Raw genomic sequence first — 14,716 nt, forward strand, 5'->3', positions numbered from 1 at the left:
CGCACCAAGCTTGTAGACGGGCTGTACGCACCAAGATCAAGCGGCGTCAGCCCGGGAACCACGCACCCATTTTGTTCCCCCGGTACGGCCGACCGCTAGGGAGGCCCCACACAGCTTGTAGCTATCGTATAGGGAAACCGTTTTCCTTCACGATAGCTACAAGATCGACGGGGTTCGGGGGGTGCGGGGCATTACCGAACCTCGTTCTAGTGCGGGGGGTCCGGGGTCTGTAGAGTGCCGCCCATGGAGCTGAATGGAGTTGCCGCCCTGGTTTCCGGCGGCGCAAGCGGGCTGGGCGAGGCCACCGTCAAGGAACTGGCGTCGGCGGGGGCGACGGTCGTCGTCGCCGACCTGAACGCCGAGCGCGGAGAGGCGCTGGCAAAGGAGGTCGGCGGCGTCTTCGCGGCCACCGACGTCTCCGACGAGTCCCAGGTGCAGGCGGCCGTGGACGCGGCCGTGGGCACCGGCCGCCCCCTGCGGGTGGCGGTGTCGTGCGCGGGCATCGGCTGGGCCACCCGCACCGTCGACAGGCAGGGCGCGCCGCACGACCTCGCCGCCTACAAGAAGGTCGTCGACGTCAACCTCATCGGCACGTTCAACGTGCTGCGGCTCGCGGCCGCGGCGATGGCGGCCACCGAGCCCGCCAACGAGGACGGCGAGCGCGGCGCGGTCGTGAACACCGCCTCGGTCGCCGGGCTGGAGGGCCAGATCGGCCAGATCGCGTACGCGTCCTCCAAAGGCGGCATCATCGGCATGACCGTGCCCGCTGCCCGGGACCTGGCCGCGGCGGGCATCCGGGTCAACACCATCGCACCGGGCATCCTGGACACCCCCATCTACGGGCAGGGCCCCGAGTCCGAGGAGTTCAAGCAGCGCCTCGCCGCCCCGGTGCCGTTCCCCAAGCGCCTGGGCACGCCCGGCGAGTTCGGCAGGCTGGCGCGGGCCCTGTTGGAGAACGGCTACATCAACGCCGAGGTCGTCCGGATCGACGGCGGCCTGCGCATGCCGCCGAAGTAGTGCAGTCCGCGGTCGGCGGGCGGCGCGGGCGGGACCGCGCGCCTCCCGCCGACCCCAGTCACGCCGGCAGCCCCGCCCCGGGCCAGCCCGGCCGGATACGAGTTAGGAGCGCGATGAGCGACGAGGTGGGCTTCACCGCCGAGGACGGCGTCGCCGTCATCACCATCAACCGCCCGCAGGCCAAGAACGCCGTCAACGCCGCCGTCGCCCAGGGCGTCGCCGATGCGCTGGACGAGCTGGACTCCCGCAAAGACCTGGTCGCCGGTGTACTGACCGGCGCCGGTCAGACCTTCTGCTCGGGCATGGACCTCAAGGCGTTCATGCAGGGCGAGGTTCCCACGGTCGAAGGGCGCGGGTTCGCCGGGTTCGCCCAGCGCCCGCCGCGAAAGCCGCTGGTCGCGGCCGTCGAGGGCTACGCGCTGGCCGGCGGCTTCGAGGCGGTGCTGGCCTGCGACCTGGTGGTCGCCGCCGAGGACGCCACGTTCGGCATTCCCGAGGTCAAACGCGGCCTGGTGGCCGGCGGCGGCGGGCTGCTGCGCCTCCAGCACCGCATCCCGCGCAACATCGCGATGGAGTTCGCGCTGACCGGCGACTTCGTCAAGGCGCCGCGCATGGCCGAGCTGGGCCTGGTCAACAGGGTCACCGCGCCGGGTGTCGCTTTGGAGGGCGCCCGCGAGCTCGCGGGGCGCATCGCGGCCAACGCCCCGATGGCGGTCGCGGTGTCCAAGCGCGTCATCGGCGAGTCCGGCGACTGGGCGAGCGGTGAGATGTGGCAGCGCCAGGACGAGATCGCGGGCCCCGTCTTCGTCAGCCACGACGCCATGGAGGGTGCCGCCGCCTTCGCCGAGAAGCGCGAGCCCCGGTGGAAGGGCGAATAGTCCGGAGCGGGCAGGCGGCGCGGCCTCAGTCCGGCGGAAGCGGGACGTGCAGCGCACGCAGCATCGTCGCCAGCATGTCGTAGTAGCCGACCAGGGTGATCAGCTCGACCACGCCGACCTCGCCGAAGTGCTCTTCGGCGGCCGCGTGGCAGGACTCGGAGGCGTCGCGGTCGCGTAGCAGCGCGCGGGCGTAGTCGAGGGCGGCACGGTCGGCGGGGCCGAAGCCTCCGGGTACGGCGTCGCCGCCCAGCGCCGCGATCTCGGCCTCGGCCAGACCCGCCTCGCGGGCCAGCCGCCGGTGCGCCGACCACTCGAAGGCGCTGTCGCGCGCGGTGGCAACGGACAGGATCACGATCTCGCGGACGCGCGCCGACAGGGTGGTCTGCGCCCCCACGGCCGCGCTGAGCCGCTGCAGCGCCGCTCCCACGCCCGGGGCGGCCAGCATCGCGTTGAAGGGGCCGTGCAGCCGCCCCTGCTCGTCGAACAGCGCGAAGGCCGGCTCGCTGCCGTACTTGGCCACCACGCCGTCGTAGATCGCCCGCTGCTCGGGACCGAGCTCGTCGGGGGAGTACCAGTGGATCCGGCCATGGCGCATCCGACGATTATGCCGCGGCCGGCCGCCGCCCCTCCGCGGCGGCCCCCGCGCGCCGGGGAAAGGCTGCGGCCGGTTCCGGGCCCCGGGTCAGATCCGCTGCCAGGCCTCGGTGAGCACCCGGCGCAGGACGGACTCGATCTCGTCGAAGTGCTCGGGCCCGCAGATGAGGGGCGGGGAGAGCTGGACGACCGGGTCGCCGCGGTCGTCGGCGCGGCAGATCAGCCCGGCCTCGAAGAGGGCGGGCGAGAGAAACCCCTTGAGCAGCCGGGCGGCCTCGTCGCCGGTGAAGGTCTCGCGGGTCTCCTTGTCCCTGACCAGTTCGATGCCGTAGAAGTAGCCGTCGCCGCGTATGTCGCCGACGATGGGCAGGTCGTACAGGCGCTCCAGGGCGGCCCGGAAAACCGGGGTGTTGCGGCGCACGTTGTCCAGCAGCTTCTCGTCCTCGAAGACGTCCAGGTTGGCCATGGCGGCCGCGGCGGCGACGGGGTGGCCGCCGAACGTGATGCCGTGGGTGAACATGCCGCCGGGCTCCTGGAAGGGCTCCATCAGCCGCTCCCGCGCGATCACGCCGCCCATGGGCACGTAGCCGGAGGTCACGCCCTTGGCGAAGGTGATCATGTCGGGCAGGTAGCCGTAGCGCTCGGCGCCGAAGTACTCGCCGAGGCGGCCGAAGGCGCAGATGACCTCGTCGGAGACCATCAGCACACCGTAGCGGTCGCAGATCTCGCGGACCCGCTGCAGGTAGCCGGGGGGCGGCGGGAAGCAGCCGCCGGAGTTCTGCACCGGCTCGACGTATACGGCGGCCACGGTCTCCGGGCCGTTCTGCACGATGGCGTCCTCGATCCGGTCGGCGGCCCACGCGCCGAACGCCTCGGGGTCGTCGCCGTGCGCCGGGGCGCGGTAGAGGTTGGTGTTGGGCACCTGGACGGTGCTCGGCACCAGCGGCTCGAAGGGCGTCTTCAGGTCCTGCACACCGGTGATCGACAGCGCTCCCATGGTGGTGCCGTGGTAGGCGACCTCGCGGCTGACGACCTTGTGCCGGGTGGGCTGGCCGACGGCCTTGAAGTACTGGCGGGCCAGTTTCCAGGCGCTTTCCACGGCTTCGGAGCCGCTGGTGGTGAAGAAGACGCGGTTCAGGTCGCCCGGCGCCATGCCGGCGAGCCGTTCGGCCAGGCGCACCGCCGTCGGATGGGCGTAGGTCCAGATGGGGAAGTAGGCCAGCTCGCGTGCCTGCGCGGCGATGGCGTCGGCGATCTCCCCGCGGCCGTGGCCGACCTGCGAGACGAAGAGCCCGGAGAGCCCGTCCAACAGGCGGCGCCCCCGGGAGTCGTAGACGTAGGCTCCCTCACCGCGCTCGATGACCGGGATATCGGAGTCGGTGTAGGCCGCCATCTCGGTGAAGTGCATCCACAGGTGGTCCCTGGCCGCCTGCTGGAGGCCGGGCGTGTCGTGCTGCCGGGCTGTCACTTGGCTCCCCCTGAAGGGTCGTGATGTGCGGGGACCGTTTGGTCGACCCAGTGAAATAGTCGCATCGTCAGAAAGTCTGTCAAGTATCCGCTGAGAAATGCGATCTTTACAACGGAATCCCTTGTAGCAGGTCAAAGGGGTCTGTCATCGTACGGGGCAGGCACGAGCCGTGCGTCCCCATTCCACCGGGAGGAACCCCCCGTGCAAGAGCAGTCGAGCCGCCCCCGGCGGCTCCGCAACTTCATCAACGGCGAGTACGTCGACGCGGCCGACGGGCGGACCGGAGACCTCGTCGACCCGGTGACCGGCGAGGTGTTCGCGCAGGCGGCCCTGTCAGGCCCAGCGGACGTCGACGCGGCCTTCTCCGCGGCCCAGGCCGCCTTCGACGGCGGCTGGCGCGACAGCACCCCGGCCGAGCGCCAGATCGCCCTCAACCGCTTCGCCGACGCGGTCGAGGAGCGCGCCGACGACCTCGTCGCGGCCGAGGTGGAGAACTGCGGCAAGCCGGTCCAGCTCACCCGGGACGAAGAGCTGTGGCAGGTCACCGACGCCCTCCGGTTCTTCGCGGGCGCCGCCCGCAACCTGGAGGGCAAGGCGGCGGGCGAGTACATGGCCGACCACACCTCCTGGATCCGCCGCGAGCCCATCGGCCCCGTCGGCCAGATCACGCCGTGGAACTACCCCATGGCCATGGCCTCCTGGAAGATCGGCCCCGCGCTGGCCGCAGGCAACACGGTGGTCCTCAAGCCCTCCGACACCACGCCCGCCTCCACGCTGCTGCTGGCCGAGATCGCCGCGGAGTTCCTGCCGCCCGGCGTCTTCAACGTCGTCACCGGCGACCGCGACACCGGCCGCGCCCTGGTCGACCACCCCGTGCCGCGGCTGGTCTCGCTGACCGGCTCCACGCGCGCCGGGCTGGAGGTCGCCCAGCAGGGTTCCAAGGACCTCAAGCGGCTGCATCTGGAGCTGGGCGGCAAGGCACCGGTCATCGTCTTCGACGACGCCGACATCGAGAAGGCCGCCGCCGGCATCGCCGAGGCCGGCTACTTCAACGCCGGCCAGGACTGCACCGCCGCCACCCGCGTCATCGCCGCCCCCGGCGTGCACGACGACCTCGCCGCAGCGCTGGCCGAGCATGCCGCCCGGACGAGGACCGCCGGGCCCGACGACGCCGACGCCGCCTATGGGCCCCTGAACAACGCCGCGCAGCTGGAGCGCGTATCGGGCTTCGTCGACCGCGCGCCCGGGCATGCGCAGGTCATGGCCGGCGGGCAGCGCCTCGGCGGCAAGGGATACTTCTACGCGCCCACGGTCGTCTCCGGCCTCCGCCAGGGCGATGAGCTGGTCACCGACGAGGTCTTCGGCCCGGTCATCACCGTGCAGCGGTTCGCCGATGAGGACACGGCTGTCGAATGGGCCAATTCCGTCCGCTATGGTCTGGCGTCAAGCGTGTGGACCCGCGACCACGGACGCGCGCTGCGGGTCTCGCGCCGCCTGGACTTCGGCTGCGTCTGGATCAACACGCACATCCCGCTGATCGCGGAGATGCCGCACGGCGGGTTCAAGCACTCCGGCTACGGTAAGGACCTCTCGCTTTACAGCCTGGAGGAGTACACCCGCGTCAAGCACGTCATGAGCTATATCGGCCGTGACTAGCACTTCCATGAGGAGCCGCCCCATGGCCACAGCCACCGAGGCGACACGCGCCCCCCGAGGCGCCGGGGCCCGCGCCGGCACGCCGGCGATCAGCCTGGAGCAGATCTCCAAGACCTACCGCTCGGGCGGCGAGAACGTGCAAGCGGTGCGCGGCGTCGACCTGCGCATCGAGCAGGCCGAGTTCTTCTCCCTGCTGGGCCCCTCGGGCTGCGGCAAGACCACGACGATGCGTATGATCGCCGGTTTCGAGGACCCCACGTCCGGCACGGTGCTGCTGCACGGCGACGACGTCACCGGTGTCCCGCCCAACCGGCGCGACGTCAACATGGTCTTCCAGAGCTACGCGCTGTTCCCGCACATGACGGTTTTCGACAACGTCGCCTTCGGCCTGCGGCGCAAGGGCACCGCCGGCGACGACATCCGGCGCGACGTGGCCCAGGCTCTGGAGCTGGTGGAGCTGAGCGGGCGCGAGCGCACCAAGCCCGGCCGGCTCTCCGGCGGCCAGCAGCAACGAGTGGCCCTCGCCCGGGCCCTGGTCAACCGGCCCAGCGCGCTGCTGCTCGACGAGCCGCTGGGCGCCCTCGACCTCAAGCTGCGCCAGGCCATGCAGATCGAGCTCAAGCGCATCCAGCGCGAGGTCGGTATCACCTTCGTCTACGTCACCCACGACCAGGGCGAGGCACTGACCATGTCCGACCGCATCGCGGTGATGAACGGCGGCCGCGTCGAGCAGCTGGGCACCCCCGCCGAGATCTACGAGCGGCCCGCCACCCGCTTCACCGCGGGCTTCATCGGCACCTCGAACCTGCTGAGCGGAACGGTCACGAGCCGCAGCGCCGAGCAGGCCACGGTCCGGGTGGAGGGCGCCGGCGAGATCCCCGCCGTCGGCGACGCCGCGCCCGGATCCCGCGTCGACCTGACCGTCCGCCCGGAGAAGATCGCGCTGGAGGCCGCGGAGCCGCCGGGCGACCGGGCGCGGCTGCGCGGAATGGTCGCCGAGGTCGTCTACCTCGGCTCAGCCACGCACTACACGGTCCGACTCGGCGACGGAACCGAGATGGTCGTCTTCCGGCAGAACTCCGCCGACGCCGCGAGCGCCGCCGAGCGCGGCGACACCGTCTGGGTGTCGTGGCGTCCCGAACACGCCTACGCCCTTCCGGGCTAGGGGCCGCGGGGGCCGCGCACCGATCCGCCGGTGCACGGCCCCCGCGGCCGAACCGGTGGCGCCGGACACCTGCCGTCCGGCCGCCCCCTCCCCCCGTCCCACCCCCCAAGCAGGAAAGAGCGGACCGCCGTGACCCGACGCCTCACCCCCGCGCAGGCAGCCCTCGCGCGCGGGCTCACCCAGCCCCGACTCAGCCGACGCGGCATGCTCGGACTCTCCGGACTGACCGCCGCAGGCCTCAGCCTCTCCGCCTGCGGCGTGGAAGGCCAAGGCGGCGAATCGACCAGCGCCAAGGGCTTCTGGGACGGCAAGAAGAGCAACGGCCGCCTCGACTTCGCCAACTGGCCGCTGTACATGGACCCCGGCAGGCCCGAGCTGAAGGCCTTCACCGAAGAGACCGGAATCAAGGTCAACTACGACGAGGCCGTCCAGGACAACCCGTCGTTCTTCGGCAAGATCCAGCCGATGCTTGCCCAGGCCGAGCCCATCGGCTACGACCTGATGGTGCTGACCAACGGCATCGAGCTGAACAAGCTCATCGAGCTGAACTACCTGGCGCCGCTGGACCACTCGAAGCTGCCCAACTTCGCCGACCACGCCGCCGACATCTACAAGAAGACCAGCTACGACTCCGGCAACCGCTACACGATCCCCTACGCCTCGGGCATCACCGGCATCGCCTACAACCCCGAGTACGTCGACCGGGAGATCACCAGCATCGCCGACCTGTGGGACACCGCCTTCAAGGACAAGGTCGGCATGTTCGCCGACCCCCAGGAGCTGGCCAACTTCGGGCTCTTCTACAACGGGGTCAAGCCGGCCGACTCCGAGGAGTCGGACTGGATCGACGCCGCCGACGCGCTCCAGGAGCAGCGCGACAAGGGGCTCGTGCGGCGCTACTACTCCCAGGACTACATCCAGCCGCTGAGCAACGGCGACGTGTGGCTGTCCATGGCCTGGTCCGGCGACATCTTCCAGCAGAACGCCGAGGAGGGGACCAACCTGAAGTTCGTCGTCCCCGAAGAGGGCGCCACGCTGTGGAGCGACAACATGATGATCCCCTTCACCGCGAAGAACCCGGTGGACGCCCTGATGCTGATGAACTTCTTCTACGACCCCGAGATCGCGGCGGACCTGACGGAGTACATCAACTACATCACCCCGGTGCCGGAAGCGCGGGACCTGCTGCGCAGCAAGGCCGAGGAGGCCTCCGGCGACGACAAGGAGACGCTGGAGCGGATCGTCGACAGCCCGCTGGTCTTCCCCGATGACGACGACTACGCGAAGCTGCACAACTACGTCCCGGTGACCAGCAACAACGAGGAGAACTTCTCCCCGTTGTTCCTCGCCATCTCGCAGTCCTGACCATGGCGGCCGCACGAACAGGCGCGCGGGGGCGCACACGCAGGCTGGCGCCCTACGCGCTGGTGCTGCCCGGCTGGCTGTGGCTGGCGCTGTTCTTCGTAGCGCCCATCGCCAGCGTGGTGTCGATGTCGCTGATGACCGGCAGCCTCGGCGCCGGCTACGCGTTCACCTTCGAGGTCGGCAACTACACCCGCGCCGTCGGCATGTACTGGGAGCAGATCCTGCGGTCCCTGGTCTACGGCGGCCTGGCCACGGTCCTGTGCATCGCCATCGGCTACCCGGTCGCCTACTGGATCGCCTTCAAGGGCGGCGCCTACAAGTCGACCTACCTGCTGCTGGTGCTGCTGCCGTTCTTCGTGTCCTTCGTGCTGCGGACGATCTCGTGGGGGTTCCTGCTCTCCGACAACGGGATCGTGCTGGGCACGCTGAAGGACCTGGGCCTGCTGCCCGGCGGGTTCGGGGTACTCAACTCCGCGACGGCGGTGGTCTTCGGCCTGGCCTACAACTTCCTGCCGTTCATGGTCCTGCCGATCTACGCGGTGCTGGAGCGGATGGACCACCGCGTCGTCGAGGCCGCCTACGACCTCTACGCCGGGCGGGTGCAGGCGTTCGTGCGGGTGGTGCTGCCCATGTCGCTGCCGGGTGTGTTCGCCGGTGTGATCATGGTGTTCATCCCCACCAGCGCCGACTACGTGAACGCGACGGTGCTCGGCGGTACCGGCAACACCATGATCGGCAAGGTGATCCAGACCCAGTACCTGGTGAACAACGCCTACCCGCTGGCGGCGGCGATCACCTTCATCCTCATGGCGGTGCTGCTGGTCGGGATCTTCAGCTACGCCAAGGCGCTGGGAACCGAGCAGGTGATGGAGGTGCAGGCGGGATGACCACCGCGACCGATGCCGGCGCGTCCGGCTCCTCCGGAGCGGCCGGTGCGGCCGAGCCCGCCCGCGGCCGCCGGGGCGGCGAAAGGCGCCGGCCCGACTGGGGCAAGTACTTCACCTGGGGCGTGCTGTTCTGGCTGTTCGCGCCCATCGTGTTCATGGTCGTGTTCAGCTTCAACGACATCCAGGGGCGGCACAACGTCACCTGGGAGGGCTTCACCTTCCGCTGGTATTCCGACGCCTTCGCCTACCCCGACCTCAACGTCGCGCTGCTGAACACCGTCACCATCGCGGTGCTGACCATGCTCATCGCCGGGTTCCTCGGCACTCTGCTGGGCCTGGCCCTGGGGCGCTACCGGTTCTTCGGGCAGTCGGCCACCAACCTGGTGATGTTCTCGGCGATCTCAGCGCCCGAGGTCGTGCTGGGCGCGTCGCTGCTGTCGATGTTTCTGACCATGAACATCGCCGTGGGCTACTGGACCATCCTCATCGCCCACGTGATGTTCTCGGTGTCGTTCGTGGCCATCACCGTGCGGGCCCGGGTGCTGACCATGGACCCCGGCATCGAGGAGGCCGCACGCGACCTCGGCGCCGGCACGCTGACCACGTTCCGACTGGTCACGCTGCCGCTGCTGGTGCCGGCGATCACCTCCGGCGGGCTGATCGCCTTCGCGCTCTCCGTCGACGACTACATCATCACGTCGTTCGTCTCCGGCAGCACCCAGACCTTCCCCCTGTGGATCTGGGGCGCCACCCGCGTGGGAATCCCGCCGCAGGTCAACGTGATGGGCACGCTGATCTTCGGCGTCGGCGTGCTGCTCGCCATCGGCAACATGGTGCTGGCCCGCCGCCGAAGCCGCTGAGATCCGCCCGGCGGCGGCGCGCCCGCGCCGCCGCCGGGCGGAGACCGGGCCCGGAACCGCGCCGGACCTACCGCAGAGCCCGAACAGCCCGGACCGCCGCACACCCCGCATGCGCAGCATCCGCGAACGGAGTTGATCCACGTGTCCGCCCCCGCGACCGCATCCGCGTCCGCCCACGATCGGGACCCCTTCCGCACTGCACAGGTTTCCCGCGCGCTGGCGGGGGCGCGCCCGCGCACCTTCTGGCTCGACCCCGACGTGGACGGGCACGCCGTCCCCGAGGCCGCACCCGCCCTGTCGGGTGCCGAGCGCGCGGACCTCGCCGTCGTCGGCGGCGGCTTCAGCGGACTGTGGGCGGCCCTCATCGCCAAGGAGCGCGACCCCGGGCGCGACGTCGTGCTGCTGGAGGCGCGTACGGTCGGCTGGGCGGCCTCCGGCCGCAACGGCGGGTTCTGCGCCGCCAGCCTCACCCACGGCCACGGCAACGGTGCTCAGCGCTGGCCGGAGGAGATCGCCGAGCTGGAGCGGCTGGGCCGCGAGAACCTCGACGACATCCAGGGCACCGTCGAGCGCCACGGGATCGACTGCGAGTTCGAGCGCACCGGCGAGATGGCCGTGGCCACCGAGCCGTGGCAGGTCGACGACCTGGCCGACGAGGCCGCCGACCTGCGCGCCCTCGGCCAGCGCGTGCGTACCCTGACCGGCGCCCAGGCTCGCGCCGAGGTCGACTCGCCCACCTACCTGGGCGGCCTCTTCGACCCCGACGGCGTGGCGATGGTGCACCCGGCCAAACTGGCGTGGGGCCTGCGCGAGGCGTGCCTCCGGCTGGGCGTGCGCATCCGCGAGCACACCCCCGTGCGGGCGATCCGCCCCGAGCGCGGCGGCCTGCGGCTGGAGTCGCGGGGCGGATCGGTCGCGGCCGAGCGCGTGGCCTGGGGCGGCGGAGGGTTCCCCGGCCCGCTGCGGCGCGTCCGGCACTTCGTCGCGCCCGTCTACGACTACGCGCTGGTCACCGAGCCGCTGAGCACCAACCAGCTCGCCGCCGTCGGCTGGCGCAACCGCCAGGGCCTCAGCGACTCCGGGAACCGGTTCCACTACTACCGGCTCACCGCCGACAACCGCATCCTGTGGGGCGGCTACGACGTCGTCTACCACTACGGCGGCCGGGTTCGCCCCGCCTACGACCAGCGCCCGGACACCTTCCACCGCCTCGCGCGCCACTTCTTCACGACGTTCCCGCAGCTGGAGGGTCTGTCCTTCACGCACAGCTGGGGCGGGGTGATCGACACCTGCAGCCGGTTCTGCGCGTTCTTCGGCACCGCCCACCGCGGCCGCCTGGCCTACGCCGCCGGGTACACGGGCCTGGGCGTGGGGGCCACCCGCTTCGGCGCCCAGGTGATGCTGGACCGCCTCGACGGCGCCGACACCGAGCGGACCCGCCTGGCCATGGTGCGCGCCAAACCCGTCCCCTTCCCGCCCGAGCCGCTGCGCTACGCCGGGATCCAGGCCACCAAGCGGGCCATCGCCGCCGCCGACCGCGACGGCGGGCGCCGCAACGCCTGGCTGCGCACCCTCGACGCCGTAGGCATGGGCTTCGACAGCTGACCGCGGCGGGCCCCGGTGGTCGGTGCCCGCCGAACGTGTCAGTCGAAGATGTCCTCCGCGGCGTCGACGCTGAAGGCGCGTTCCATCCAGGTGTCGAGCCGGTCGAGGTCGGTGCAGGCGGTGATGCGCCCCTCGACCTCGCCGGAGACGTGCAGCCCGCGGTGCCCGAGCACAGCGACCACAGCTTCGGCCTTGGCCTCGGCCCTCGCTTCGGCCTTGGCCTCGGCCCTCGCTTCGGCCTTGGCCTCGGCCTTCCCCTCGTTGATGTACCTGCGGGCGAAGTCGGACCGGTAGGTGAACGTCGGATCGGCCATCAGTGCATCCCAGTTCTCTCGTGCCGCTCCCGTGAGCGCGGACACCACATACTCATGATAGACGGAGAATTCCTCGTCGCCGAGGGCATTCAGCCCCTCCGCGCAGGCGACCAGGATCTTCTCCTCCTCGCCCCCGTGGGCCAGCGCCGAGAGCACCGCGAGTTCGGGGAGCTCCCTCGCCTCCTCTACCGAGACGACCACCGGAATCTGATCGGGACCGACGACGAACGGAACCAGTCGCATGCCGGGTTGGCCGAGTTCGATGGGCTTGCGTGCCCACACCGCCGTCTTCTCATCGGGGCAGAAGACGAGCAGCAGCACGGGGCACTTCAGGTTCTCGTGCACCGTCGCGAGGTAGACCGGCCAGGAGTAGCGTTTGCGCTTGTCCCGCCTGCGCTGGACTTCGGCGATCACCGCCATGCACACCCGCGATCCCCGGCGAAGGGCGACGACGCGGTCGCTGTAGAAGTTTGCGGTCTTGAACTTCGTGCAGTTCTCCGACGCCATGTCGGCGTAGTCGTACCGGGGAAGGGCGACATCGAACACGTCTTCCAGTAGGCGCATGACGAACCGGGGGCGGTTCTTGACGAACTCGATCGGTATCTCGTGGGCGTTCGAGGGCATAGCGGAAAGCTATCGGGGCGCTGCGGGCGCTAGGGCGAAAACGCTGCTGGATTCCCGGTCATCGGCTTATCCGGACCTGTTGAAGTGCGCCCGAATACCGAATTCGACGGTAGTCATAGTGCGAATCGCGCCCTTTGTCACCCTAAGGCTCCACGGTCGTGGCACGAGGGCGTTCCGCGCTCGGCGGGCACTGCTTGGGCCGAAACACCCGGGCCGCGCGGGTATGACAGCTGTCATGTGCGTGGCCGGGCGGTTCTCACGAGCGGCTGGTGACAACGGCTTCTTGGGCGCACCGCGTCCGTCCGGAAGAATCGGGGGTATGAGCACAGCAGAACCACCCGCAGCCGAGCACGGCGCGGGCGAACCCGCGATCAGCGTCCGCGAGCTGCGGCAGAGCTACGGCGACTTCGAGGCGGTCCGGGGGATCTCCTTCGACGTCCGGCCGGGAGAGCTGTTCGCCCTGCTGGGCACCAACGGGGCGGGCAAGACCACGACCGTGGAGACCCTGGAGGGCTTCCGCCGGCCCAGCGCCGGTTCGGTCCGCGTGCTGGGTGCCGACCCCTATGGGCAGCCGCCCGGCCTGCGCGACCGCGTCGACGCCGTGCTCCAGCACAGCGGCCTGTTCCCGGAGCTGACCACAGCCGAGACGATCGACCTCTCCCGCGACCTCGCCGCCGACCCGATGGACCGCGCCGATGTGCTGGAGCTGACCGGCCTCACCGACAAGGCCGGCGTCCAGGTGCGCCAGCTCTCCGGCGGCCAGAAGCGCCGGCTCGACCTCGGGCTGGCGGTCCTCTCGCGCCCCGAGGTGCTGTTCCTGGACGAGCCCACCACCGGCATGGATCCCGAGGCACGGCGGGCCACCTGGACGCTCATCGGCGACCTGGTCCGCCAGGGCACCGCCGTCCTGCTCACCACACACCATCTGGAGGAGGCCGAGCACCTCGCCGACCGTCTCGCCATCATGCACCACGGCGAGTTCCGGGCTGAGGGCGCACTACGCGACGTCGTCGTCGAATGGGGCGACCGCATCGCCTTCCGGATGCCCGCCGACGTCCGCTTCGAGGACCTGCCCGAGCTGCCGGGCGCGACGCCCGCCGCCGAGGTCCGCGGCGGCGACGCCTGGGTCCGCTACACCGTGCGCGGCGACGACGCCGACGGCCGCGCCCACCGGGCGATGGAGCCGCTGCTGGACTGGGCCCGCGAACGCGGCACCTCCCTGGGCCGGCTGGAGCTGCGCAGCGCATCGCTGGAGGACGTCTTCCTCAGCGTCGCCGAGGGCGCCTCCGGCATCGCCGCGGCACCCTCGGGCACCGACTGAGCCCGCCGGGCGCCCGCGGCCCGCGAGGGCCCCGCACCACTTCCGCCGCGCACGACCGCAGAGGACACGTACTGATGACCACCCCCACCGACACGCTGCCGCGCAGCGGTTCCCCGGAAGCGCGCCTGCGCCGCCCGGTCCATCCGGTCCGCCAGGCTCTGCGGCTCACCCGCACCGAGCTCACGCTGATCTACCGCTATCGCACCGCGCTGTTCTACGTGCTGTTCCCGCTGTTCTTCGTCGGGATCGCCATGGTCACGCAGGGCGAGTCGGCCATCCGCGGTGTCAGAACCGAGGCGATCGCTCTCTCCGGCACCCCCGCCGTCATCGCGATGATGATCGGCGTCATGCACGCCTCCAACCTCTATGCGGCCCGCCGGGAACAGCTCATCCTCAAGCGGTTCCGCGCCAGCGGCGTCCCGCCGTTCGCGCTGTTCGGCGCGACGACCCTCTCGGTGCTCGCGGCGGTGGCCGTCCTCAGCGCCATGGTGTACGCGGTGCTCGCCGCCGGAGTCGGCGAGCTGCCGAACGACCCGGTGATGGTGGTGCTGACCGCGGTGCTGGCCACGGTGACCATGGTGCTGATCGGCGCGGCGTCCAGCCGCTTCGCGCGCAACGCCGAGAGCGCGCAGATGATGAGCATGGTGCCGTTCCTGTTCTTCTACGCCTCCAGCGGCATGATGGTGCCGCTGGCCATGCTGCCCGACTGGCTCGCGACGGTGTGCCGTCTGCTGCCGATGGCTCCGGCGGTGGACCTGCTGCGCAGCGGTTATCTCGGCTACGACGTGTTCGGCGGGCTGGCGGATGCGCGTCCGGCATCGGTCGTGGAGCTGTGGACGGCCGGGCTGCCGTCGCTGGCGGTCGTGCTGGTCTGGACGGCGCTCGCGGTGCTGTCGCTGCGCTCCTTCCGCTGGGACCCCCGCCAGCCCGGCTGAACAGCCGGCTCCGCCGGCGGGTCGCGG

At 70.9% G+C, this 14,716-nt stretch carries 13 protein-coding genes; 10 read left to right on the forward strand and 3 right to left on the reverse strand.

The window, feature by feature from the left end:
• The first annotated feature begins 243 nt into the window (after window positions 1-243).
• Both RM446_RS19625 and RM446_RS19630 read left to right on the forward strand, forming a co-directional pair.
• On the forward strand, window positions 244-1,017 hold the full coding sequence (locus RM446_RS19625; protein ID WP_311546833.1) for an SDR family NAD(P)-dependent oxidoreductase: 774 nt from the start codon (window positions 244-246) through the stop codon (window positions 1,015-1,017).
• 113 nt (window positions 1,018-1,130) lie between these two features.
• Window positions 1,131-1,895, forward strand: coding sequence for a crotonase/enoyl-CoA hydratase family protein (locus RM446_RS19630; RefSeq protein ID WP_311546834.1), 765 nt, complete (start codon window positions 1,131-1,133; stop codon window positions 1,893-1,895).
• 25 nt (window positions 1,896-1,920) lie between these two features.
• Here the strand turns inward: RM446_RS19630 and RM446_RS19635 are convergent, their stop codons facing one another.
• Window positions 1,921-2,490, reverse strand: a complete 570-nt coding sequence (locus RM446_RS19635; RefSeq protein ID WP_311546835.1) for a carboxymuconolactone decarboxylase family protein — start codon at window positions 2,488-2,490, stop codon at window positions 1,921-1,923.
• 87 nt (window positions 2,491-2,577) lie between these two features.
• Entirely contained in the window at window positions 2,578-3,957 is a 1,380-nt protein-coding gene (locus RM446_RS19640) for an aspartate aminotransferase family protein (RefSeq protein WP_311546836.1), read from the reverse strand.
• Window positions 3,958-4,158: 201 nt separating this feature from the next.
• On the opposite strand from RM446_RS19640, the gene RM446_RS19645 reads away from it, so the two are divergent.
• The 6 genes from RM446_RS19645 to RM446_RS19670 all read left to right on the forward strand — a co-directional run bounded on the left by RM446_RS19645 (window position 4,159) and on the right by RM446_RS19670 (window position 11,495).
• Window positions 4,159-5,613, forward strand: coding sequence for a gamma-aminobutyraldehyde dehydrogenase (locus RM446_RS19645; RefSeq protein ID WP_311546837.1), 1,455 nt, complete (start codon window positions 4,159-4,161; stop codon window positions 5,611-5,613).
• 22 nt (window positions 5,614-5,635) lie between these two features.
• Window positions 5,636-6,778: an ABC transporter ATP-binding protein gene (locus tag RM446_RS19650; protein WP_311546838.1), complete on the forward strand. Its 1,143-nt coding sequence runs from the start codon at window positions 5,636-5,638 to the stop codon at window positions 6,776-6,778.
• A gap of 204 nt (window positions 6,779-6,982) precedes the next feature.
• Entirely contained in the window at window positions 6,983-8,143 is a 1,161-nt protein-coding gene (locus RM446_RS19655) for a polyamine ABC transporter substrate-binding protein (RefSeq protein ID WP_311546921.1), read from the forward strand.
• Window positions 8,144-8,145: 2 nt separating this feature from the next.
• Complete coding sequence (locus RM446_RS19660) at window positions 8,146-9,030, forward strand: ABC transporter permease (protein WP_311546839.1); 885 nt, start codon at window positions 8,146-8,148, stop codon at window positions 9,028-9,030.
• On the forward strand, window positions 9,027-9,890 hold the full coding sequence (locus RM446_RS19665; RefSeq protein WP_311546840.1) for an ABC transporter permease: 864 nt from the start codon (window positions 9,027-9,029) through the stop codon (window positions 9,888-9,890). Before RM446_RS19660 ends, RM446_RS19665 begins: the two co-directional genes overlap by 4 nt.
• 216 nt (window positions 9,891-10,106) lie before the next feature.
• Window positions 10,107-11,495 carry an NAD(P)/FAD-dependent oxidoreductase gene (locus tag RM446_RS19670; protein WP_311546922.1) on the forward strand — a complete coding sequence of 463 codons (1,389 nt, stop codon included), beginning with the start codon at window positions 10,107-10,109 and terminating at the stop codon, window positions 11,493-11,495.
• Window positions 11,496-11,533: 38 nt separating this feature from the next.
• Here the strand turns inward: RM446_RS19670 and RM446_RS19675 are convergent, their stop codons facing one another.
• Window positions 11,534-12,433: a hypothetical protein gene (locus RM446_RS19675; protein WP_311546841.1), complete on the reverse strand. Its 900-nt coding sequence runs from the start codon at window positions 12,431-12,433 to the stop codon at window positions 11,534-11,536.
• Between the two features lie 319 nt (window positions 12,434-12,752).
• On the opposite strand from RM446_RS19675, the gene RM446_RS19680 reads away from it, so the two are divergent.
• Window positions 12,753-13,754: an ABC transporter ATP-binding protein gene (locus RM446_RS19680; RefSeq protein ID WP_311546843.1), complete on the forward strand. Its 1,002-nt coding sequence runs from the start codon at window positions 12,753-12,755 to the stop codon at window positions 13,752-13,754.
• Between the two features lie 74 nt (window positions 13,755-13,828).
• Complete coding sequence (locus RM446_RS19685; RefSeq protein ID WP_311546844.1) at window positions 13,829-14,689, forward strand: ABC transporter permease; 861 nt, start codon at window positions 13,829-13,831, stop codon at window positions 14,687-14,689.
• Window positions 14,690-14,716 lie beyond the last annotated feature (27 nt).

It is taken from the genome of Streptomonospora wellingtoniae (assembly GCF_031845375.1).
Lineage (GTDB): Bacteria > Actinomycetota > Actinomycetes > Streptosporangiales > Streptosporangiaceae > Streptomonospora > Streptomonospora wellingtoniae.

Bases quoted from the DNA above. Each gene is read 5' to 3' on its own strand.
- RM446_RS19675 (WP_311546841.1), bottom strand. From the start codon at position 12,433: ATGCCCTCGAACGCCCACGAGATACCGATCGAGTTCGTCAAGAACCGC.
- RM446_RS19660 (WP_311546839.1), top strand. From the start codon at position 8,146: ATGGCGGCCGCACGAACAGGCGCGCGGGGGCGCACACGCAGGCTGGCG.
- RM446_RS19665 (WP_311546840.1), top strand. From the start codon at position 9,027: ATGACCACCGCGACCGATGCCGGCGCGTCCGGCTCCTCCGGAGCGGCC.
- RM446_RS19625 (WP_311546833.1), top strand. From the start codon at position 244: ATGGAGCTGAATGGAGTTGCCGCCCTGGTTTCCGGCGGCGCAAGCGGG.
- RM446_RS19685 (WP_311546844.1), top strand. From the start codon at position 13,829: ATGACCACCCCCACCGACACGCTGCCGCGCAGCGGTTCCCCGGAAGCG.
- RM446_RS19650 (WP_311546838.1), top strand. From the start codon at position 5,636: ATGGCCACAGCCACCGAGGCGACACGCGCCCCCCGAGGCGCCGGGGCC.
- RM446_RS19655 (WP_311546921.1), top strand. From the start codon at position 6,983: ATGCTCGGACTCTCCGGACTGACCGCCGCAGGCCTCAGCCTCTCCGCC.
- RM446_RS19630 (WP_311546834.1), top strand. From the start codon at position 1,131: ATGAGCGACGAGGTGGGCTTCACCGCCGAGGACGGCGTCGCCGTCATC.
- RM446_RS19635 (WP_311546835.1), bottom strand. From the start codon at position 2,490: ATGCGCCATGGCCGGATCCACTGGTACTCCCCCGACGAGCTCGGTCCC.
- RM446_RS19680 (WP_311546843.1), top strand. From the start codon at position 12,753: ATGAGCACAGCAGAACCACCCGCAGCCGAGCACGGCGCGGGCGAACCC.